Annotated in this window: 22 protein-coding genes; 12 read left to right on the top strand and 10 right to left on the bottom strand. The window is 74.4% G+C overall.

Features of this window, described 5'->3' with window-relative positions:
• Positions 1-14 precede the first annotated feature (14 nt).
• Both ctaJ and BM414_RS20690 read left to right on the top strand, forming a co-directional pair.
• Complete coding sequence (gene ctaJ / locus BM414_RS20695; RefSeq protein WP_093582531.1) at positions 15-425, top strand: aa3-type cytochrome oxidase subunit CtaJ; 411 nt, start codon at positions 15-17, stop codon at positions 423-425.
• Between the two features lie 45 nt (positions 426-470).
• Positions 471-923, top strand: coding sequence for a DUF5130 family protein (locus tag BM414_RS20690; RefSeq protein ID WP_093582529.1), 453 nt, complete (start codon positions 471-473; stop codon positions 921-923).
• 12 nt (positions 924-935) lie between these two features.
• On the opposite strand, the gene pepN is transcribed toward BM414_RS20690, so the two are convergent.
• Positions 936-3,485 carry an aminopeptidase N gene (gene pepN, locus BM414_RS20685; RefSeq protein WP_093582630.1) on the bottom strand — a complete coding sequence of 850 codons (2,550 nt, stop codon included), beginning with the start codon at positions 3,483-3,485 and terminating at the stop codon, positions 936-938.
• A 131-nt stretch (positions 3,486-3,616) separates the two neighbouring features.
• On the opposite strand from pepN, the gene BM414_RS20680 reads away from it, so the two are divergent.
• Positions 3,617-4,279 (top strand): mycothiol-dependent nitroreductase Rv2466c family protein, encoded by a 663-nt coding sequence (locus BM414_RS20680; protein ID WP_093582526.1) that lies wholly within the window; start codon positions 3,617-3,619, stop codon positions 4,277-4,279.
• A gap of 49 nt (positions 4,280-4,328) precedes the next feature.
• Positions 4,329-5,084, top strand: coding sequence for an SDR family oxidoreductase (locus tag BM414_RS20675; RefSeq protein ID WP_093582525.1), 756 nt, complete (start codon positions 4,329-4,331; stop codon positions 5,082-5,084).
• Here BM414_RS20675 and BM414_RS20670 read toward each other — a convergent pair.
• Entirely contained in the window at positions 5,077-5,883 is an 807-nt protein-coding gene (locus BM414_RS20670) for an MBL fold metallo-hydrolase (RefSeq protein ID WP_245784873.1), read from the bottom strand. The two genes, BM414_RS20675 and BM414_RS20670, sit on opposite strands and share 8 nt — an antisense overlap.
• Positions 5,880-6,548 carry a DUF429 domain-containing protein gene (locus BM414_RS20665; protein ID WP_093582523.1) on the bottom strand — a complete coding sequence of 223 codons (669 nt, stop codon included), beginning with the start codon at positions 6,546-6,548 and terminating at the stop codon, positions 5,880-5,882. The genes BM414_RS20670 and BM414_RS20665 overlap by 4 nt, the downstream gene beginning before the upstream one ends.
• 25 nt (positions 6,549-6,573) lie before the next feature.
• Here BM414_RS20665 and BM414_RS20660 point away from each other — a divergent pair, with 25 nt between their 5' ends.
• Positions 6,574-7,065, top strand: coding sequence for a ribose-5-phosphate isomerase (locus BM414_RS20660; RefSeq protein ID WP_093582521.1), 492 nt, complete (start codon positions 6,574-6,576; stop codon positions 7,063-7,065).
• A gap of 58 nt (positions 7,066-7,123) precedes the next feature.
• Here BM414_RS20660 and BM414_RS20655 read toward each other — a convergent pair whose 3' ends face one another.
• Positions 7,124-8,365, bottom strand: a complete 1,242-nt coding sequence (locus BM414_RS20655) for a GNAT family N-acetyltransferase (protein ID WP_093582519.1) — start codon at positions 8,363-8,365, stop codon at positions 7,124-7,126.
• Between the two features lie 62 nt (positions 8,366-8,427).
• Here BM414_RS20655 and BM414_RS20650 point away from each other — a divergent pair, with 62 nt between their 5' ends.
• Positions 8,428-8,832 carry a MarR family winged helix-turn-helix transcriptional regulator gene (locus BM414_RS20650; protein ID WP_093582517.1) on the top strand — a complete coding sequence of 135 codons (405 nt, stop codon included), beginning with the start codon at positions 8,428-8,430 and terminating at the stop codon, positions 8,830-8,832.
• Positions 8,833-8,838: 6 nt separating this feature from the next.
• Here BM414_RS20650 and BM414_RS20645 read toward each other — a convergent pair whose 3' ends face one another.
• Positions 8,839-9,504, bottom strand: coding sequence for a response regulator (locus BM414_RS20645; RefSeq protein ID WP_245784872.1), 666 nt, complete (start codon positions 9,502-9,504; stop codon positions 8,839-8,841).
• Positions 9,501-10,787 carry a sensor histidine kinase gene (locus tag BM414_RS20640; RefSeq protein ID WP_093582515.1) on the bottom strand — a complete coding sequence of 429 codons (1,287 nt, stop codon included), beginning with the start codon at positions 10,785-10,787 and terminating at the stop codon, positions 9,501-9,503. The genes BM414_RS20645 and BM414_RS20640 overlap by 4 nt, the downstream gene beginning before the upstream one ends.
• Before the next feature lie 260 nt (positions 10,788-11,047).
• Here BM414_RS20640 and BM414_RS20635 point away from each other — a divergent pair, with 260 nt between their 5' ends.
• The 3 genes from BM414_RS20635 (at position 11,048) to BM414_RS20625 (ending at position 14,465) form a co-directional block, all read left to right on the top strand.
• Complete coding sequence (locus BM414_RS20635; RefSeq protein WP_093582513.1) at positions 11,048-12,685, top strand: hypothetical protein; 1,638 nt, start codon at positions 11,048-11,050, stop codon at positions 12,683-12,685.
• Positions 12,686-12,774: 89 nt separating this feature from the next.
• Complete coding sequence (locus tag BM414_RS20630; RefSeq protein ID WP_093582624.1) at positions 12,775-13,776, top strand: sigma-70 family RNA polymerase sigma factor; 1,002 nt, start codon at positions 12,775-12,777, stop codon at positions 13,774-13,776.
• A 119-nt stretch (positions 13,777-13,895) separates the two neighbouring features.
• On the top strand, positions 13,896-14,465 hold the full coding sequence (locus tag BM414_RS20625) for a DUF4396 domain-containing protein (protein ID WP_093582511.1): 570 nt from the start codon (positions 13,896-13,898) through the stop codon (positions 14,463-14,465).
• 121 nt (positions 14,466-14,586) lie between these two features.
• Here BM414_RS20625 and BM414_RS20620 read toward each other — a convergent pair whose 3' ends face one another.
• Positions 14,587-15,993, bottom strand: coding sequence for an FAD-binding oxidoreductase (locus BM414_RS20620; RefSeq protein ID WP_093582509.1), 1,407 nt, complete (start codon positions 15,991-15,993; stop codon positions 14,587-14,589).
• 55 nt (positions 15,994-16,048) lie between these two features.
• Between BM414_RS20620 and BM414_RS20615 the strand changes: the two genes are divergently transcribed.
• Complete coding sequence (locus BM414_RS20615; protein ID WP_093582507.1) at positions 16,049-16,873, top strand: M55 family metallopeptidase; 825 nt, start codon at positions 16,049-16,051, stop codon at positions 16,871-16,873.
• Between the two features lie 93 nt (positions 16,874-16,966).
• Positions 16,967-18,073, top strand: a complete 1,107-nt coding sequence (locus BM414_RS20610; RefSeq protein WP_093582505.1) for an NAD(P)-dependent alcohol dehydrogenase — start codon at positions 16,967-16,969, stop codon at positions 18,071-18,073.
• A 145-nt stretch (positions 18,074-18,218) separates the two neighbouring features.
• Here the strand turns inward: BM414_RS20610 and BM414_RS20605 are convergent, their stop codons facing one another.
• Positions 18,219-18,743, bottom strand: a complete 525-nt coding sequence (locus tag BM414_RS20605; protein WP_093582503.1) for a ferritin — start codon at positions 18,741-18,743, stop codon at positions 18,219-18,221.
• 98 nt (positions 18,744-18,841) lie between these two features.
• On the opposite strand from BM414_RS20605, the gene BM414_RS20600 reads away from it, so the two are divergent.
• A complete protein-coding gene (locus BM414_RS20600) occupies positions 18,842-19,027 on the top strand; it encodes a hypothetical protein (protein WP_093582501.1) in 186 nt (61 codons plus the stop codon).
• A 580-nt stretch (positions 19,028-19,607) separates the two neighbouring features.
• Here the strand turns inward: BM414_RS20600 and BM414_RS20595 are convergent.
• On the bottom strand, positions 19,608-19,937 hold the full coding sequence (locus tag BM414_RS20595) for a type II toxin-antitoxin system PemK/MazF family toxin (RefSeq protein ID WP_093582499.1): 330 nt from the start codon (positions 19,935-19,937) through the stop codon (positions 19,608-19,610).
• Complete coding sequence (locus BM414_RS31470; RefSeq protein WP_281246768.1) at positions 19,934-20,392, bottom strand: type II toxin-antitoxin system VapB family antitoxin; 459 nt, start codon at positions 20,390-20,392, stop codon at positions 19,934-19,936. The genes BM414_RS20595 and BM414_RS31470 overlap by 4 nt, the downstream gene beginning before the upstream one ends.
• Positions 20,393-20,637: the final 245 nt, after the last annotated feature.

Raw genomic sequence — 20,637 nt, 5'->3', positions numbered from 1 at the left:
GTAGATTCCCGGGCGTGAGCGTCGTCGAGACCCTGCTCGTGTTCGTCGTGGCCCCGCTGGCGGTGTACGTCTTCTTCTGGGCGATGACGTACCTGCCCGGGGGCCGCAAGCGCCCGGGCATCCGCTACAAGCCGGGGCAGCCCTGGGAGCACGAGCCGGTCTGGTACGAGCCCCAGCCCGAGAACGCCCCGACGCACGCCGCCGGCGAGGGCGACACCCAGGCGGTGGGCTCCTCGCTCTACGGCGAGACGGCGGCCATCGGCTCGGGCCACGGGTCCGGCCACGGCGCCTCGCTCGACGGCCACGGCTCCAGCGCCGTCGGCTCCAGCGTCATCGCGGGCACGCGCGGTGCCACGGCGGTCTCGGCCGGCACACCCGTGCCCTCCGCCGGCGGCCCGCTCGGCGGCGCCCGCGGGACCTGGTGACCCGGTGATCCCCACCCACCCCTCGACCTCCCCCGGAGTTCCGCGATGACCCGCGTGCTGGATGCCGAGCCCCACGACAGCGGCACGGTCGACACCGCGCCGAACCGGGCCGACCAGGGCTACGACACGATCTTCAGCTACCGCGAGCTGGCGCGGCTCGACGAGGCGCTGACCATGTCCTCGCGCGAGACCGGCCTGCGCTTCACGCTGTACATCGGCGACCTCGGGCCCAGGACCCGAATCCGCGCCGAGGAGCTGCACGCCCGCGGTGGCGACCCGGTCGACTCGGTGCTGCTGGCCGTCTCGCCCGGCCAGCGGGTCATCGAGGTGGTCACCGGGGCGTCGGCCGCCCGCCGGCTGCCCGACCGGGCGTGCGCGCTCGCGGTGCTGTCGATGACCAACTCCTTCGCCGCCGGTGACCTCGTGGGCGGCATCGTCAACGGCCTGCGGCAGCTGTCCGACCAGGCCGGCCACCCGCACTCCGCGCGCCGCCACTGACGACCGCACGGTTCACTTCCCGGCGGCGTCCCGCTGCCGGGCGCGCAGCGCGCGGGCGATGCCGTCACGGCCCTCGGAGACCAGCCGGTGCAGCGGGGCGGGGTGCCCCTCCTGGCCCAGCCACGTGTCGGCGGCCTGCAGCGTGCGCTCCTCGACCACCGGCGGGAACAGGTACTGCACGGCGTTCTTCGCGATCTCGCCGGGCCGGCGGTCCCACATGGGGCCGATCTCGGCGAAGTACCGCTCGACGTACTCCGCGGTGAGCTCGCGCTGCGCGGGGTGCCAGAAGCCGGCCACCAGCGCCTCGTGCACGGCGTTGGGCACGTCGGCGTCGTGGAAGGCGCGCTTCCAGGCCGCCGCCTTCGCCTCGGCCGTCGGGCGCAGCGTCCGGGCGGTCGCGGCCCGGCGGATCCCGGTGGCGGTGGCGTCGCGCTCGGCCTCGGCGTCGATCTCGGCGTCCCCCGCCGCGCCGATGGCGACCAGGCCGTGGAGGAAGGCCCACCGGGCGTCGGTGTCGACGGCCAGGCCCTCGACCGTCCGCGAGCCGTCGAGCAGCCCGCGCAGCACCGCCGCGTGCTCCTCGGTGCGGGCGGCCGACGCCAGGGTGCGCGACCACTGCAGCTGCTCGTCGCTGCCCGGGGCCGCCGACTCCAGCGCCTGCACCGCCTTGTCGGCCAGCGCGGCCCAGCCGGTCTCGGCCCACCGCGGGTCGGCGTAGGAGGTCAGCGACGACTGCACCCGGGCCAGCAGCGACTGCACGACGCTGATCTCGGTCTCGGCGTCGATCCCGCCGAGCACCAGCTGCACCCACTCGCGGGCGGGCAGCTCGGCGTCGCGGGTCATGTCCCAGGCCGCCGCCCAGCACAGCGCGCGGGCCAGCGGATCGGGGACGGCGCCGATCGCCTCGCGCAGCGTCGTCAGCGAGCGCTCGTCGAGGCGCAGCTTGGCGTAGGTGAGGTCGTCGTCGTTGACCAGCACCAGGTCGGCCGCCGGGTGCCCGACCAGGTCGGCCACCTCGGTGCGGGCGCCGTCGACGTCGAGCTCCACCCGGGTGGTGCGGGTGAGCCCGTCGGGCCCGCGGTCGTAGAGGCCCACGGCCAGCCGGTGCCGGCGCAGCACCGGGTGCTCCGGGACGGCGGTCTGCTCGATGGCGAAGGAGGCGTACCGGCCGTCGTCGGTGAGCTCGTACACCGGGCGCAGGGTGTTGACCTGGCTGGTCTCCAGCCACTGCGCCGACCACTCGCTGAGGTCCCGGCCGGTGGCCTCCGACAGCGGGTCGAGCAGGTCGGCCAGCGTGGTGTTGCCGTACTCGTGGTCGCGGAAGTACTGCCGGATCCCGGCGAGGAACTCCTCGCGGCCGACGTAGGCCACCAGCTGCTTGAGCACCGAGGCGCCCTTGGCGTAGGTGATCCCGTCGAAGTTCACCTCGACGGCCGCGACGTCGACCATGTCCGCGGCGATCGGGTGGGTCGAGGGCAGCTGGTCCTGCGCGTAGGCCCAGGCCTTCTCGGCGTTGGCGAACGTCGTCCACGCGGTCGTGTACTCGGTGGCCTCGGCCTGGCACAGCGTGGAGATGTAGGTGGCGAAGGACTCGTTGAGCCACAGGTCGTCCCACCAGCGCATGGTCACGAGGTCGCCGAACCACATGTGCGCCAGCTCGTGCAGCACCGTCTCCGAGCGCCGCTCGTAGCGCGCCCGGCTGGTCCGCGAGCGGAAGACGTAGTCCTCCAGCACGGTCACCGCACCGGCGTTCTCCATCGCGCCGGCGTTGAACTCCGGCACGAACAGCTGGTCGTACTTGTCGAACGGGTACGGGTAGTCGAACACCCGGTGGTAGAACTCGAAGCCCTGCTTGGTGACCCGGAACAGCTCCTCGGGGTCGAGGTGCTCGGCCAGTGAGGCGCGGCAGTACAGCCCCAGCGGGATGTCCTCGTAGGCGTCGGTCACCCGGGCGTAGGGCCCGGCGATCAGCGCGACCAGGTAGGTCGAGAGCCGCTTGGTCGGCTCGAAGTGCACCAGCTGCGAGCCGTTCGGGCCGGCCTCGATGGTGCGCCCGCCGGTGTTGGAGACGACCTGCCAGTCGAACGGCGCCACGACGTGCACCTCGTAGGTGCCCTTGAGGTCGGGCTGGTCGAAGCAGGCGAACACGCGCTTGGCCTCGGCCGGCTCGAAGTGCGTGTAGAGGTAGACCTGGCCGTCCTCGGGGTCCTCGAAGCGGTGCAGGCCCTCGCCGGAGTTGGAGTACCGGCAGTCGGCGTCGACGACGAGGGTGTTGTCGGCGGCGAGGTCGGGCAGCGGCAGGCCGCCCTCCTCGGTGTAGGTGGAGACGTCGAGCTCGTTCCCGTTGAGCGTGGCCGAGCGCACCGTCTCGGCGACCAGGTCGACGAACGAGGCGGCGCCGGGCTCGCGGCAGGTGAAGCGCACCGTCGTCGTCGAGCGGAAGGTCCCGGTGCCGGGGTGCCCGTTCCCGTCGGTGAGGTCGAACTGCAGGTCGTAGCTGTCGACGGCCAGCAGGCGGGCGCGCGCGGCGGCGTCGTCGCGGGTCAGGTTGGGTACGGCCACGCCGGGCAGCTTCCCACGGACGGCCGACACGCCCGCCGGGGACGGGGGAACAACCGGCCTGACCGGGCACTTGGCAGGCGCAGGAGCCGGTGCCGCACGGGCCGGCTGCGACGACGAGAGGGAGACGACGGATGACTGAGGCAGTGCAGAGCTCGCCGGTGAGGGCCCGGGTGGACTTCTGGTTCGACCCGCTGTGCCCCTGGGCGTGGCTGACCAGCCGCTGGGTCCTGGAGGCGGCCAAGGTGCGCGATATCGACCTGCACTGGCACGTCATGTCCCTGTCGGTGCTCAACCGCGGCCGCGACCTGCCGGAGGAGTACCAGCAGATGATGGAGCAGGCGATCGGTCCCGTCCGGGTCGCGATCGCCGCCGCCGAGAAGCACGGCGACGAGGTCCTCGGTGACCTCTACACCGCCATGGGCACGCTCCGGCACCACGAGGAGCTGGAGCTCGACGCGCTGATCGCCCCGGCGCTGGAGAAGGTCGGCCTGCCCGCCGAGCTGGCCGAGGCCGCCGGCTCCACCGAGTACGACGAGGCGCTGGAGAAGAGCCACCACGCCGGCATGGACCCGGTCGGCGACGACGTCGGCACCCCGGTCATGCACATCGACGGCGTCGCCTTCTTCGGGCCGGTCATCAGCAAGGTGCCCACGGGCGAGGACGCCGGCAAGGCCTTCGACGGCGCCGTCCTGCTGGCCAACCTGCCCGACTTCTGGGAGCTGAAGCGCACCCGCACGTCCGGCCCCGACATGGACTCGGTGCCGGCCGACACCCTCGAGCTCACCCGCCGCTGACCACGGGGCCCCGCTGCAGGGGCCCGGACGGGCGCGGCATGCTGATCGCGTGTCGCGCCCCGTCCGCCAGCGGATCCTGATCACCGGCGCCAGCTCGGGCCTCGGCATGGGGATGGCGCGCCGTTTCGCCGCCCGGGGCCGCGACCTCGCGCTGGTCGCCCGCCGCGCCGCGCTGCTCGAGGAGCTGAGCGACGAGTTGGTCGCCGCGCGCCCCGGCATCCGCGTGGTCACCGCCGCGATCGACGTCGACGACGCCCACGCCGTGGCCGAGGGTGTCCCCGCACTGGCCGCGCAGCTCGGCGGCATCGACCGGTTCGTCGCCAACGCCGGCATCGGCAACGGCTCCTCGGTCGGCACCGGGGCCGCCGCGGCCAACCGGGCGATCCTGGCCACCAACGTGCTCGGCACCCACGCGCAGTGCGAGGCCGCCGTCGAGCTGTTCCGCGCGCAGGGCTCCGGTCACCTGGTGCTGATCAGCTCGGTGGCCTCGGTCCGCGGCATGACGGGCACCCGCACCGCCTACGGCGCGAGCAAGGCCGCGCTCAACGCGCTGGCCGAGGGCATCCGGTCTGACCTGCTCGGCACCGGCATCCGGGTGACCACGGTGCTGCCCGGCTACATCGAGACCGACATCAACGTCGGCCGCCGCGGCCCGTTCACCGTCGACCTCGACACCGGCGTGGACGCCCTCGTCGCCGCGATCGAGCGGGAGCCGGTCCGCGCCTACGTGCCCGAGTGGCCGTGGCGGCCGGTGTCGGCCCTGCTGCGGGTGCTGCCGCTGCCGGTGCTCCGCCGTCTCACCTGAGGAGCCGTCTCACCTGAGGAGCCGTCTCACCGAGGCGGGACGCCGCGGTCCGCATCGTCGCCTCGTCGTAGGGGCCGCAGTCGAGCCGGCCCTCGCCGACGGCGGCGAGCACCGCGAGCAGCTCCTCGCGCTGGGCGCCGACGAACGCGGCGTCCACGACCGCGCCGTGCCCGGGGACCACCGGACCGCGGGCCATCACGTGCAGCCGCCCGAGCGTCGCCGGCCACTCGGCGGGGAACGCGTCCTCGAACGCCGGCGGGGCGCCCTCCTCCACCAGGTCCCCGGCGAAGACGGTGGTCCCGTCGCGGCCGTCCTCGACCTCCACCACCAGGTCGTGCCCGGTGTGCCCGCGGCCGAGGAACCGCAGCACCACCTCCACGCCGCCGACGTCGAGCACGGCCACGTCGTCGACCAGCGCGTCCGGCGGGTCCAGCGGCGCCCGCCGCACCTGCTCGGCGGCCTCGGCGTCCCCGTCCGCCAGCAGCTCGGCCACGCGGGCGGCGCGCTGCGCCTCGCCGGTGGCGAGCAGGTCGGCCGCGCAGCCGCGCGACCCCCAGATCGTCGCCGGGCGGAAGGTGGCGTTGCCGAAGCAGTGGTCGTAGTGGGCGTGGGTGTCCACCACCGTCCACGGGTGCGGGGTCACCCGGCGGACCGCGGCGATCAGGTCGGCGGCCTCGCCGAGGTGCGACCGGGTGTCGACGACGAGGCACGCGTCCTCGCCCACGACCAGACCGCAGTTGAGGTCGAGGGATTCGTGCCGCCGCACGAACACGCCGTCGGCGACCTCCCGGAAGGTCACCAGCAGATCCGCATCGGCCGGCCGCGGGCGTCGCGGGTGCCGTCGCCCACGCACTCCGCGACGCCGTCGGCCAGCCGCCGGGCCGACCACGCGGCGGCGCAGGCGTCCAGCGCGTCGACGGCGGGCAGGCCGGGCGGGGCGGCGGCGAGCGCGTCGAGCACGTCCATCACCGGCTGCAGCGCACGGATCCGCTGCGCCAGCCCGCGCGCGCTCGACTTCGGAGCGCCCACCCGGTCGTCGAGCGCGCGGAACGCCAGCTCCGGGTGCACCTCGACGACGTCGTCGCGGGGCGGGTCGCCCAGGGCGTCGTCGAGGGCCGCGATCGACCGGACGAGTCGGAAGGACTGCGCCGACAGCGACCGGCCGCCGGTCGCCTCGACCGACAGCCGCCGCGCGTCGGCGTAGTCGCGGGCGCCGAGCACCGCGCGCACCGGGGCGGGGAAGACCGAGCTGCCGGCCCGCCCCAGACGACTTCGGGCCTCGACGTCACAGGCCCGCACGCCGTCGTCGGACAGCCCGACCGGCATGTCGATGCCCACCACGTCGACGTCCGGCACGGCCAGGACGGCGGCGACGTCGGACAGGGCGAGCAGGGCCACCGTGCGGCCCTCCAGCAGTGCCCCGGCCCAGGCCCCGCGCCAGCCGTCGACCCCGAGCACCGCCACGTGCCGACCCTGACAGACTCGGGCCATGCGCGTCTTCGTCGGCACCGACCACGCCGGGCTGGACTTCAAGGAGCACCTCAAGCAGGCGCTCACCGAGGCCGGGCACGAGCCGGTCGACTGCGGCGCCCACGACTACGACCCGCAGGACGACTACCCGCCGTTCTGCTTCGAGGTCGGCGAGCGGGTGGTCATCGAGCCGGGCAGCCTCGGCGTGGTCATCGGCGGGTCGGGCAACGGCGAGCAGATCGCGGCGAACAAGGTGCCCGGTGTCCGCGCCGCCCTGGTCTGGAACCGGGAGACCGCCGAGCTCGCGCGGGCGCACAACGACGCCAACGTGTGCGCCGTCGGCGCCCGCCAGCACTCGATCGAGGAGGCCACCGCGCTGGTGCTGCACTTCCTCGCCTCCCCGTGGAGCGACGAGGAGCGGCACGCCCGCCGGATCGGCCTGATCAGCGACTACGAGCAGAACCGGCACCGCCCCGCCGGCGGCCTCCCCACCCGCGACGAGGTCGTCTAGGCCCCGCTGCAGGGGCCCGCGCCGAGCGTCAGCGAGGCGTGGGGGCAGCGGGGTCCTCCTAGAACTGGTCGGGGCAGAACGGGCTCACCGGCCAGGAGAACGCCGTCGCGGCCTGGGTGACCGCGCCGGGGCTCACCTCGGTGACCCGGCCGGCCGCCTGCAACGTGCCCAGCGAGACGCCGCCGAGGTAGGCCGCCGCCAGCGCGTCGACGTCGACCACCAGGTCGGGGTCGCCGTCGGTGGGGGCGCAGAAGGCCCCGGCCGGGTGCCCGCGCAGCCACCAGCGGCCGTCGTTCCAGGGGCAGAACCGGTCGCGCACCTCGATGACCATGTCGATCGGCGCGGGGTAGCGGCGCGCGGCCAGCGCCCGGCCGACGTTGACCAGCCGCAGCCACAGCCCGTCCAGCGGCCGCGCGTGCAGCGCCCGCGGATCGGCCAGCAGGTGGCGCAGCGGGTCCTCGGCGGGGGCGTAGGCGGACTCCACCGTGCGCACCAGGTCGATGTCGAGCAGGTACCGCCACAGCGCGGCGTACGCGGGCGTGCTGCGGGCCCGCACCTCCTCGACGACGACGGTGCCGTCGGGCTCGCCGTCGTCGGTCCACCGCGAGCGGACGCGGAAGGCGGCGTGGCCGGTGACCTCGCCGTCGACCTCGGTGTGCAGGAGGAACCGGCGCGCGCTCGCCCGGCCGCGGTGCTCGGCGGGATCGCGCAGCAGTCGCTCCCACCAGCGCTCGTCGCGCTCCATGGTGCCGGGCACCCAGCGGCGCAGTGCCTCGTGCACCCGCGCGGCGCCGGCCCGGTAGGCGTCGGCGTCGGCCGGCGTGACCGTGCCGGTGCCCAGGTCGACGTCGGGGCGGAAGGCCATCTGCCGCGTGCGGCCGTGCAGGTTGCCCCGCGCGGTGGCCGGCGCGTAGCCGAACCGGCCGTAGATGCCGCCCTCGGAGGCCCACAGTCCGGCCACCGGCTCGCGGCCCTGCTCGTGCAGCTCGGTGAGCTGGCGGCGCATGACCGCGGTGAGCACGCCGCGGCGGCGGTGGGTGGGGGAGACGGTCACCCAGGTGATGCCCGCGCACGGCACGACGGCGCCGGGCACGGTCAGCTGCCGGCTGTAGATGCCCGCCGTGGCGGCCACCCGGCCGTCGTCGGCGAACAGGCCCAGGGAGCGGTCGAGCTCGGCGACCGACGGCGGGGTCTCGGTGAAGGAGCCGATCGGCTCGTCGCCGAAGACCTCGAGCATCGCCCGGCTGAAGGCCGGCCACTCCTCTGTCGTGATGGGGCGGAGGTCCGCGGGATCGGTCACCCCCGCTGTCTACCGGGAGGGGACGACGGCCCGCGACCGCGTTCCGGTGCGAGCATCCGGGGGTGCAGCAGCAGCGGCCGGTCGGGTGGTGGGTCAAGCGGCTCGACGAGCTGCTCGAGCGGGGGCTCGACGACGTCGTCGCGGCCGAGGGGCTCTCCCGCCGACACTGGCAGGTGCTCGACTCCCTGGCCGGCGGCCCGTCGGCGCGCCCGGAGCTCGCCGCCGCCTTCGCCTCGTTCGCGACGCCGGGCCGGGTCGACGTCGTCGTGGCCGACCTGGCCGCCCGCGCCTGGGTGGAGGACCGCGGGGGCCTCCTCGCGCTGACCGACGACGGCCGGGCGGCGCACGGCCGGCTCGCGGGCGCGGTGGCCGCCTTCCGCCGCCGCGTCGCCGACGGGCTGTCGGCCGAGGAGTACGCGGCGACCGTCGCGGGCCTGGCCCGGATGGTCGCCAACCTGGAGCGGTGAGCCGGCTCAGCCGCGCAGGTAGGCGAGCGTCGCCATCACCCGGCTGTTGCGCTCCTCGTCGGGAGCCAGGCCGAGCTTGGCGAAGATCCGCTGCGTGTGCTTCTCCACCGCACCGGGGGTCACCACGAGGTGCCGGGCGATCGCGGTGTTGGAGTGCCCCTCGGCGATCAGTCCGAGCACCTCGCGCTCGCGCGGGGTCAGCCGGCGGACGGGGTCGTCGGCGCGGCGGCGGGCGAAGAGCTGGGCGACCACCTGCGGGTCGAGCACGGTGCCGCCGGCCACCACCTCGTCCAGCGCGGCCAGCAGCTGGTCGAGGTCGGTCACCCGGTCCTTGAGCAGGTAGCCCACGCCGCCGCGGCCGTCGGCGAGCAGCTCGTCGGCGTAGGTCACCTCGACGTACTGCGACAGCACCAGCACCGCCGTCCCGGGGGCGACGCGGCGGACCTCGACGGCGGCGCGCAGCCCCTCGTCGGTGTGCGTGGGCGGCATCCGGACGTCGACGACGGCCACGTCGGGCCGCTCGGCGACCACCGCCCGCACCAGCGACGGGCCGTCGCCGACCGCGGCCGCCACGGTGGTGCCCGCCTCCTCGAGCAGCCGGACCAGCCCCTCGCGGAGCAGGACCGAGTCCTCGCCCAGCACCACGCGCAGCGGCCGGTCGCCGGGGCTCACGCCCACGGCAGCTCGGCGACGGTCCGGGTCGGCCCGCCGCGCGGGTTGTCGACGGTGAGGACGCCGTCGACCGCACGCAGCCGGTCGGCGAGGCCGGCCAGCCCGTGGCCCGGCACGAGCACCGCCCCGCCGGTGCCGTCGTCCTCGACGACGACCCGCAGGACGTCCCCCACGAGGCCGACCTCGACCCGGCAGACGTCGGCGCCGCTGTGCTTGGCCACGTTGGCCAGCGCCTCGCTGACGACGAAGTAGGCGGTGTTCTCGGTGGCCGGCGCCAGGCGCTCCCCGGGCAGGTCCACGGCCAGCTCCACCGGCACCGGCGAGCGGGCGGCCAGCGCGGCCAGCACGGCGGCGAGGCCGCGGTCGGCGAGCACCGGCGGCGCGATGCCGCGGGACAGCGCCCGCAGCTCCTCCAGCGCCTCGCGGGCCAGGACGCCGGCCCCGGCGAGCGTGGTGCGGGCGGCGGACGGGTCACGGTCGAGCTGGCGCTGCGCGCGGGAGAGGTCCATGCCCAGGCGCACGAGGTGCTGCTGCGGGCCGTCGTGGATGTCGCGCTCGAGCCGGCGCAGGGCCACCGCCTCGGCGGCGACGGCGGCGTCGCGGCCGCGGGACAGCCGCCCGAGCTCGGCCTGGGTGGCCGCCCGCGAGGTGAGCAGCACCCGGCCGAGCTGCGCCTGCAGCACCGCGACGGCGCGGACGGCGAACGGCAGCACCGCCGCGGCCAGCAGGCCGATGAGCGTGTAGCCGACGATGCGCAGGCTCGTGCCGCCGTCGAACCCGAGCAGCTCGAACAGGTCCTCGTTGCCCTCCTGCGGCAGCGCCCAGTCCCACAGGCCGTAGGTGATCCCGCCGAGCGCGATGGCCCAGAACGTGACGGTGACGGAGAAGGCGAGCACGGCCAGCGGCAGGCGCAGCACCGCGTGCAGGGCGTCGAGCCACGACTGCGGGTCGCGCAGCGGGGTGAGCAGCCGGCGCACCGGCCCGCCCTCGCCCGGCAGGTAGGCCGGGCGGGGGACCGGGCGGCCGAGGACCGTGGGCAGCTGCGCCCGCTCGAGCGTGGCCGAGCCCCGTGCGGCCAGCAGGGTGAGGGCGAGGACGGCCAGGCCCACCCAGATCACCACGGTGCCGATCCCGGCGGCCAGGCCGGTCACGACCACGACGAAGAACAGGACGCCGACGGGCAGGGACAGCAGCGCGTAGCCCGAGTCGTGGAGGACCTGGCGCAGACGGTGCGAGTGCGGCGGGGCGGTCACGGAGGGCATCACGAGCGTGTCGGTGGTCATGGACCGAGCCTGCTGGCGCGGGGGTGGCGGGCCGATCCCGTCAGCCGGTCGATCCGCTGTCGGGCTGGCCCGACACCCGCCCCTGCGCCGTTCATCGGACGCGATGCTCCCGGTCGCGGAGCGCCGGTGTCCAGGGTCGGTGTCGAGGGGTCGGTGTCGAGGGGTCGGTGTTGAGAGGCATGGCTACTGTCGGTGTCTGCCGGAGCGCGCGACGGCGCCGCGCCCTCGCGTGGCCACGTGCCCGGCGGACGGAGGTCCCCATGCGCCCCAGGGCGGTGCCGGTCGTGCTCGGCGCTCTCCTCCTGACCGCTGCCTGCACGTCCCCGGGCGCCGGCGGGGGCGAGGACCCGGCGGAGGCCGCGGCGGTGGCGACCTCCGCGCCCGACCAGCGGCTCACCCTCGTGGCCGACGCCGAGCCGGTGGCCTCCGCCGTCAGCGCCAGCCGCGCGCTGTTCGACGAGGCCGGCGTGGTCGTCGTCGCGCCCGACGGCGACCGCGCGGCCACCCTGCTGGGCGCCTCGGCCGCCGTCGGCCTGGGCGTGCCGCTGCTGCTCGACCCCGAGGGCGAGGGGTCCGACGACGCCGTCGCCGAGGAGCTCGACCGGCTGGGCGCGCAGACCGTGCTCGCCGTCGGCGCCGACTCCGCGCCCGGGAACGCCGACGTCGTCGCCGTGCCGGCCAGCGCCGAGGCCGTCGCCGCCGCCACCGGGCTGGACCTCGCCGAGGCCGACCCCGTGCCGGACGACGGGGACGCGGCCGCCGTCGCGGCGCTCGACCCCGACGCGCCCACCGCGCTCCTCCCGGAGGACGCGGACCCCGCCGAGGGCGAGGCCGACGGCGAGCTGCCGTCGGTGACCCGCGCCGAGCCGCTGGACTCGACGGTGGTGCTCGCCTCCGGCAGCGCCGAGTCGCTGGCCGGTGTCGCCACGGCCCGGGCCGCCGGCGCGAGCGTGCAGGTGACCGGCGGGCAGACCGACCCGCGCGCCTCGGCCGACGCGGTCGACGCGGTGTCCGGAGCCGAGACCGTCGTCGCGCTCGGGACCGCCTTCGGCGCGGAGGACGGCCTGGACTGGAAGGTCGAGACGGCCGCCACCGGCACCCAGCTGCCCGGCGGCGGGCAGACGCTGTTCCCGCAGCACTTCATGGTCGCCCTCTACGGGCACCCGGGCACCGGCTCGCTGGGCGTCCTGGGCGAGCAGGACGTCGACGCCGCCGTCCAGCGGGCCCGTGACGTCGCCGCGCCCTACGAGGCGCTGGTTCCCGACGCCACCGTCGTCCCGGCCTTCGAGATCATCGCCACGGTCGCCTCGGAGTTCCCGACCGAGGAGAACGACTACTCCTTCGAGGCGCCGATCGAGCAGCTCCGGCCGTGGGTGGAGGCCGCGGGCGCGGCCGGCCTGTACGTCGTCCTGGACCTGCAGCCGGGCCGCACCGACTTCGTCACCCAGGCCGAGCGGTACCGCGAGCTCCTGGAGCTGCCGCACGTCGGGCTGGCGCTGGACCCGGAGTGGCGGCTGCTGCCGAACCAGGTCCACCTGACCCAGATCGGCTCGGTGGCGATCGAGGAGGTCAACCGGGTGGTGACCTGGCTGGCCGACCTGACCCGTGAGGCCCGGCTGCCGCAGAAGCTGCTGGTCCTGCACCAGTTCCGCGTCGACATGATCCCCGGCCGCGAGCAGGTGGACATGTCCCGGGCCGAGGTGGCCGTGATGGTGCACGCCGACGGCCAGGGTGGTCAGGGTGCCAAGCAGGACACGTGGCGGGTGCTGCAGGGCGTCGGCCCGGAGGGCCTGGCCTGGGGCTGGAAGAACTTCTACGACGAGGACGTCCCGATGCTCACGCCGGAGGAGACCATCGCCCAGGTCTCGCCCCGTCCCCAGCTGATCAGCTACCAGTAGCGCCCTCCCTCCGGGGACTCCCGTTCCGTCGGTCCCCCGTGGTGGACTGACGCCCGCCGACGGGGAGCCGACGAGGAGAGGTGGTCCGCGTGACCAGCGTGCTGAGCGGGGTGTCCGACGAGCTCGACCCGCGGCTGCTCGAGCACCGGAGGGAGCTGACCGGCTACTGCTACCGGATGCTCGGGTCGTCCTTCGACGCCGACGACGCGGTGCAGGAGACCCTGGTCCGGGCGTGGAAGAGCTTCGGCTCGTTCGAGGGCCGCTCGTCCCTGCGGTCCTGGCTGTACCGGATCGCCACCAACGTCTGCCTCGACCAGCTCTCGGGCCGCCAGCGCCGGGCGCTGCCGATGGACCTGTCCGGGTCGCCGTGGTCGCCGGTCGAGGCCTCCCTGGCGGCCAAGCGGCCGGCCGACGCGTGGGTCGAGCCGGTCCTCGACCGCCAGGTCCTGCCCGAGGACGGCGACCCGGCCGAGCGCGCGGTGGCCCGCGAGTCGGTGCGGCTGGCCTTCGTGGCCGCGCTGCAGCACCTGCCCCCGCGCCAGCGCGCGGTGCTGCTCCTGCGCGACGTGCTCCGCTGGCACGCCGACGAGGTCGCCACGCTGCTGGACAGCACGGTCGCCTCCGTCAACAGCGCGCTCCAGCGGGCCCGCGCCACGCTGGCGGCGATGGGCGGCACCCCGGAGGAGCGGCCCCTCGACGCCGACCACCGCGACCTGCTCGCCCGCTACCTCGACGCCTTCGAGCGCTACGACATCGACGCCTTCGTCGCCCTGCTGCACGAGGACGCCACCCAGCACATGCCGCCGTTCGAGATGTGGCTGGGCAGCGCCGCCGACATCGGCACCTGGATGCTCGGCCCCGGCAGCGGGTGCCGGGACTCCCGGGTGATGCTGACCGAGGCCAACGGCTGCCCGGCGGTCGCGCAGTGGCGGCCGACGGCCGACGGCGGACACGCGCCGTGGGCGCTGCACGTCCTGGAGATCGAGGACGGCCGCATCCGGCACCAGACGAGCTTCCTCGACCTGGACAACGACCTGTTCGCCCGGCTCGGCCTGCCGGCCACGCCGGACGCGGAGCCCGCCGCCGGCTGATCCGCACGCGCCGACCGCCACCGCCTCCCACCCCGCCCGGGGTGGGAGGCGGCGGTGCGTCAGGGGGTTGCCATCGGTACCCCGGGGGGGTATACCGGACGTCGTCCGAAGGAGGCGACATGCACACCGACCACACCCACCAGGCGCACACGTCCGATCCGCACGCTGCGCTCGACCCCGGCAGCGCCGGCCACGCCGGACAGGGGTCCGGCCACGACCACTCCGGCCACCCGGCCGGCCGGGTCTCCTGGGCCACGGTCTCCTGGCGGACGGCGGCCCAGGCCACGCTGCACTGCCTCACCGGCTGTGCGATCGGCGAGGTGCTCGGCATGGTCATCGGCACCGCGCTGGGCTGGTCCACCGCTCCCACGGTCGCCCTGGCCGTCGCGCTGGCCTTCGTCTTCGGCTACGCCCTCACCATGCGCGGCGTCCTGCGCGCCGGCCTGCCGTTCCGCGCGGCGCTCAAGGTGGCGCTGGCGGCCGACACCGTGTCCATCGCGGTCATGGAGCTCGTGGACAACGCCGTCATCGTGAGCGTGCCCGGCGCCATGGAGGCGGGACTGTCCTCGGCGCTGTTCTGGCTGTCGCTGGCCGCCGCCTTCGCGGTGGCGTTCGTCGTCACCCTGCCGGTGAACCGCTGGCTGATGGGGCGCGGCCTCGGCCACGCCGTCGTCCACGCCTACCACTGATCCCCACGGGCCCGGAGGTACTGCTCAGCCCGTGCACCGCCAGCACCGGCGGCGTGTTGCCCGGTCGGCGCCACGTGCACGGTGCGGCCGTCGGGCCGGCCGACCTCGACGAGCTCGCGGCTCACGCGGACGCCCCCGTCTCGTCGGGCAGGACCTTGCCGGGGTTGAGGATGCCGAGCGGGTCGAGGGCGGCCTTGACCGCGCGCTGCATCGCGACCACCGCCGCGCTCTGCTCCAGCGCCAGCCCGGAGCGCTTGAGCAGGCCGACGCCGTGCTCGCCGGTCACCGTCCCGCCGAGGTCCACGGCGTCGGCCATGATCTCGGTGAACGCGACCTGCGCCCGCTCGCGGGCGGCGTCGTCGCCGGGCGGGGTGATCAGCAGCGGGTGCAGGTTGCCATCGCCGGCGTGCGCGATGTTGGCGATGAGGACGTCGTTGCGCTGCGCCACCGCCTCGATCCGCGCCAGCATCTCCGGGACGGCGGCCTTGGGCACGCACACGTCCTCGGTGAGCACCGGCCCCAGGCGCTCGACGGCGGGATAGGCCAGCCGGCGGGCGGAGAACAGCGCCTCGGCCTCCTCGGCGTCGGTGGAGGCGGCGGCCCAGGTGGCGCCGGCGGTCTCGAAGCAGGCCAGCATGCCGCCCGCCTCGGCGTCGCCGGCCTCGCCCGGGGCGTCGGTGCGGCCGAGCAGCACGACGTCGGCGTCGACCGACAGGCCCATGTTCTTCCACGCGTCGACGGCGGCCAGGCAGTGCCGGTCGACCAGCTCCAGCGCCGACGGGACGATCCCCGCAGCGCCGATCGCCTCGACCGCGCGGCCGGCGTCGACCACTGAGGCGAAGTACCCGACGACGGTCCGCTCGGCGGGCCGGGCCGGGCGCAGCCGCACGGTCACCTCGGTGACCACCCCGAGCGTCCCCTCCGAGCCCACCATCAGCCCGACCAGGTCGTAGCCGACGACGCCCTTGGCCGTCCGCCGGCCCAGCCGCACCAACTCACCGGTGCCGGTGACCACCTCGAGCTCGAGCACGTAGTCGCGGGTGACGCCGTACTTCACGCAGCACAGCCCGCCGGCGTTGGTGGCCACGTTGCCGCCGATGGTCGACCAGGGCGCGCTGGCCGGGTCGGGCGGGTACCAGAGGCCCTGCGCGGCGCAGGCGGCTCGCAGGTCGTCGTTGACCACGCCGGGCTGGACGACGGCGTAGCGCTCGACCGGGTCGATGACCCGGATCTCGCGCATGGCCTCGGTGGAGACCACGACGCAGCCGTCGACGGCGTTGGCGCCGCCGGACAGGCCGGTCCCGGCGCCGCGGGTCACCAGCGGCACGCGGTGCTCGAGGCAGGCGCGGACGACGGCCTGGACCTCGCGCGCCTCGCGCGGGCGGACGACGGCCAGCGGCCGGCCGGCCGGCGCCCACTCGGCCTCGTCGTGCCGGTAGGAGGCGAGGACGTCGTCGTCGAGCAGGACCCGGTCGGCGGGCAGCGCGGCCAGCAACGCCCCGACGACCCCGGTGGTGAGGGTGGTCACCGGGACAGTCAACCCCTCTGCCCGTGGCCTTCACGGAGCGGCCGAGGATGGGCGGGTGAAGGTCTACCTCTCCTCCGACATGGAGGGCACCGCCGGTGTCGTCGACTGGGGCCAGTGCCGCGGTCCCGGGGCGGAGTACGAGTACTACCGGCGGCTGCTGCAGGACGAGGTCAACGCGGCCATCGCCGGTGCGCTGGACGCCGGGGCGACGGAGTTCCTCGTCAACGACTCGCACTCGTCGATGCAGAACCTGCGGCCCGGTGAGCTGCTCGGCGGCGCCCGATACCTGTCGGGCCGGCACAAGCCGATGTACATGATGGAGGGCCTGGATGCCTCCTTTCGCGCCGTCTTCCTCGTCAGCTACCACGGCTCGATGGGCGGCCCGTCCTCGGTGCTGTCGCACACCTACAACCCGGCGGCGGTCGCCCGCGTGCGGCTCAACGGCGTCGAGGTGGGGGAGTCGGGGATCAACGCGCTGGTCGCGCTCGGACACGGCGTCCCGGTCGTGCTCGTCACCGGCGACGACACCACGGCCGAGGAGGCCCGCGCCGTCTGCCCCAACGTCACCGCCGTCGTGGTGAAGCGCTCGGTGTCCCGGTTCGCCGCCGACAGCCTGCACCCGGACGAGGCCTGCCGGCTCATCCGCGAGGGCGCGGCGGCCGCTCTCCGGGCGCTGCCCTCGGCCCGGCCGCCGCGGATCGAGCTGCCCGCGACTCTGGAGGTGACCTGCCGCAACGCCGACCTGGCCGAACTGGCCACGCGGATCGTCGGCGTGGAGCGCGCCGGCACGCTCGACGTCCGGATCGCCGACGCCGACCCGATCGCGCTCTACCGGACCTTCGTGACCGTCGTGCTGCTCACGCGGGGGTACACGGACTGAGGGCGCGCGGCGGGCGCTGACTGGACCATGATGTGCCACCACGGCCGTCGGGATGGCCCGGTCGGCACACGCCCCCGTCACGAGGAGCCGGTCTTGAGGATCACCGCCGCGGTCGTCGAGGAGCTGCACGGTCCCTTCGTGGTCCGGCCCGTCGAGCTGGAGGAGCCCGGTCCGGGCGACGTGCTCGTCAAGGTCGCTGCGACCGGCTACTGCCACACCGACGGGATCGCCCGCGACGGCGACCTGCCCTTCCCGCTGCCCGGCGTCCTGGGTCACGAGGGTGCCGGGACGGTCGTGGCGGTCGGCGAGGGCGTCACGGGCGTCCGCGAGGGTCAGGACGTCGTGCTCGGCTGGCCCTACTGCGGGCAGTGCCGCAACTGCCTGGCAGGCGAGCCGCGCTACTGCCTGGGCCTGGGTGAGCTCGTCGCCGCAGGGCAGCGCCCCGGCGGTCGTGGCTCGTCGCTGCGGACCCCGGACGGTGACCCGCTGTCCAGCCACTTCTTCGGCCAGTCGTCGTTCGCCACCTACGCGATGACCTCGGCATCGTCGCTCGTGCCCATCCCGGAGGGGCTGCCGGTCGAGCTCATGGGGCCGCTGGCCTGCGGGCTCGCCACCGGCGCCGGCGCGGTCCTCAACACCATCCGCCCCGAGCCCGGCTCCTCGATCGTCGTGTACGGCGCCGGGACAGTGGGGCTGGCCGCGGTGATGGCGGCCCGGTGCTCACCGGCCACGACCATCATCGCCGTGGACCGGCACGCCTCGCGGCTGCGGCTGGCCACCGACCTGGGCGCCACCCACACGATCGACGCCACGGACACCGATCCGGTCGGCGCGGTCACCGACATCTGCGGTGGCCCGGCCGACGCGGCCCTGGACTGCACCGGGGTCCTCTCGGTGCTGCGGCAGGCGATCGACTCGGTCGGCATGCTCGGGACCGCCCTGCTCATCGGCGGCGCACCGGCGGGGGCGGAGTTCACCGCCGACCACCTGAGCACGCTGTGGGGCAAGACCATCCGCGGCACGCTCGGTGGCAGTGGTCGCGGGCAGGCGCTGATCTCGGCCCTGATGGACCTGCACGTGCAGGGGCGGTTCCCGTTCGACCGGCTGGTCCAGTACTTCCCGCTGGAGGAGATCGCGGACGCCGTCGAGGCCTCGCACAGCGGTGAGGTCGTCAAGCCGATCATCCGCATGCCGCACTGATCGCCGGTGGCGCCGTCGGGTCGTCGTGTAGAGCAGGGCAGCGACGAGCGCGGGGTCCGCGGCCGCACCGACGCGCACGGGCCTGCGCTCGGCGGCGACCGCTGCGCCTCGTCCGAGCCAGTGGGTGCTCTGCGCGGCGCTCGGATCAGGCCCCCGCGACCGGTGGCGCGGTGGGGTCGGCGGCCTCGGCCTTGACCTCCCGGAGCACGTAGTCCTCGATCGTCTCCAGGTCGTGGGTGGAGCGCTTCACGATCGTGAGCAGGTCGTTCATCTTGCTGACCTCCTCGATCTGCTCCTTGATGAACCACTGCATGAACTGGTCGGAGGCGAAGTCGTTCTCCCGCCGCGCGGTGCCGATCAGCGCGTTGATCTGCTCGGTGACCCGCTTCTCCTGCTCCAGCGCCAGGGCGACCGGCGCGACGACGTCCGGGAACTCGTTGACCGGGGCCGGGACGGCGGGGATGCGCACCGGTGCGTCGGAGTCGAGTAGGTAGCGGACCATCATCATGGCGTGCTCGCGCTCCTCCAGCGCCTGGTCGAAGAAGAGCTGCGCCGTCCGCGGCATGGTCAGTTGGTCGAAGTAGACGGCGCAGGCGACGTACTGCTGGTGCGCGGCGAACTCGTTGCCGATCTGCGTGTTGAGCAGCTCGACGAAGGCGGGGGCGGCCATCGGGACTCCCGGATGTGTGCGGTGGCGGTCACCGAACGCTATCCGGTGACCCGCCGGCGCCCGTGGATCGTCTGAGAAGGGCAGGCTAGCCTCACCGGGTGGCCAAGTCGGTGCGCATGCCCAAGAAGAAGTGCTGCCAGGACAAGCCGCGCTGCAAGCGGTGTCCCCTCCGCGCCCTCGCCGAGGGGACGCTCCCGCCGGGCTACACGGTCAAGAAGCGCCGCCTGGTCAAGCTGGACAAGTCCGACGAGGTGCTGGCGAAGAGCACCCGGAAGGCTGCCTGACCTGGCCGCCCCCACTGCGCCTCGGCAGGGGTCCCACGCGTCGGACCGAGCGCTCGAGACGGAAGCCGCCCGAGCTTGCTGAGGAACGCCACCTGGCCGTATCCAGCTGCCCAGCGTGCCCAATCGCAGATCACTGGCGGAATCCGGAGTCTCCAGGGTCTGGAACGGACCCTTCAGAGAGGCTTCTCGGAGCTTTTTCAAAGACCTCAAAGCCCCTATCGACCTGCGCCTTGCGTGGAGCGGGTGACCGGGATCGAACCGGAATGGCCAGCTTGGAAGGGTAAGGCTCCTGACGTCCTTACACGCTGGTCAGCGTGAAGTCAGGCGCATGCTGTGCCTTCCGCGTGCCTCAGCGCCAATGGCCGGCCCGGAGGAGCGGCTCCTCGCTGTCGCTCAGCCAGCGGCCAGTCGAGTGCTGCGGTTCGCGGCGCCATGGCTGCCCCACGCCGGCCCGGAGGAGCGAGTCACTGTTGTCCTCCCCGTCCGGGACGGCTCACCGGGCCGGTCCTGCGGGACGGTGGCCGACGGCATGGCCACTATCCCGCGATGTTTCCGGGTGGGTTCCTCCACCGAGACAGCGTCAGTCCGCGCAGTCGACCGCGACGGCGAGGGCTCCGCAGATCTGCCGCATGCGCGTGTCGGCCAACCGTCCGAGCCGCTCAACGAGGATCGCGACGGAGACGCTCTCGACCGAGTCCATGTTGACCACGCAGCGGCGGGGTACCGGGTCCTCGCCGGGCTCGAGGCCGACTTCGCTGACGAGGCCGCGGATCGTGGTGGTGCACGGTGCGACGAGTGCGCGCCGGTGTCGGGGAATCACTGCGTCGCGGGAGAGGACGACGACCGGGCGGCGCCCGATCTGGGCCATCTCGCACCACCAGACCTCACCGCGCGTGGGGAGCGTCGTCACGACCGTGCGGCTGCTTCGCGAAACGACGCCAAGTCACCCCACTCGTCCGGTTCGTCGAGGGGGTGTTCGTCGTACGCGGTGTAGCTCGACTCGACTTCGGCTGAACGGTGGCGCGCCACCAGCGCACGGAGCGCCTCATCGATCATGGCGGCGTCGGTGTCACCGGATCGCACCCGTCGAGCGGCCTGGAGGAGATCTTCATCGACGGTAGTGCTGAGCCGTGTTCTACTCATGCCACAATCATGCCACGACGTCGTCTGCCGCAAGCCGACGCTCACCGTCGCTCTTCTGGCCGCCATGGTGCAGCCGAATCCGGACGTCTGACGCCCATGCCGGCGTCGCTCGCGCGGGCTGCCATTCCCTGCCTGCCCGCGCCGGGTCTGACGAAGGCTCTCATCGGCCAGAAGGATGAGGGTCATGGCGCACTGCCCGAACGTGAACGGTGTCGCGGACACCTGTGGACAGTCTCCCGCGACACGCCACGGTGGAGCGGGTAACGGGAATCGAACCCGCACAGTGAGCGGATCGAGCCCCGGATCGACCCGCGGTGGGACGAGTACGACCGTATCGACCTGGTCCGTCGGTACGCGGCTGCGCACGGCAGCGAGGAACCCCGCAGCTCGCGTGAGTTCCAGGTCCTGCTCGACTCGGCGCTGACCGCCTGGGTCGAGCACGGCGACGAGGGGGGCTGGCCCGCGTT

It is taken from the genome of Geodermatophilus amargosae (genome assembly GCF_900116515.1).
GTDB lineage: Bacteria > Actinomycetota > Actinomycetes > Mycobacteriales > Geodermatophilaceae > Geodermatophilus > Geodermatophilus amargosae.
This window is presented reverse-complemented; position numbering and strand designations above follow the sequence as displayed.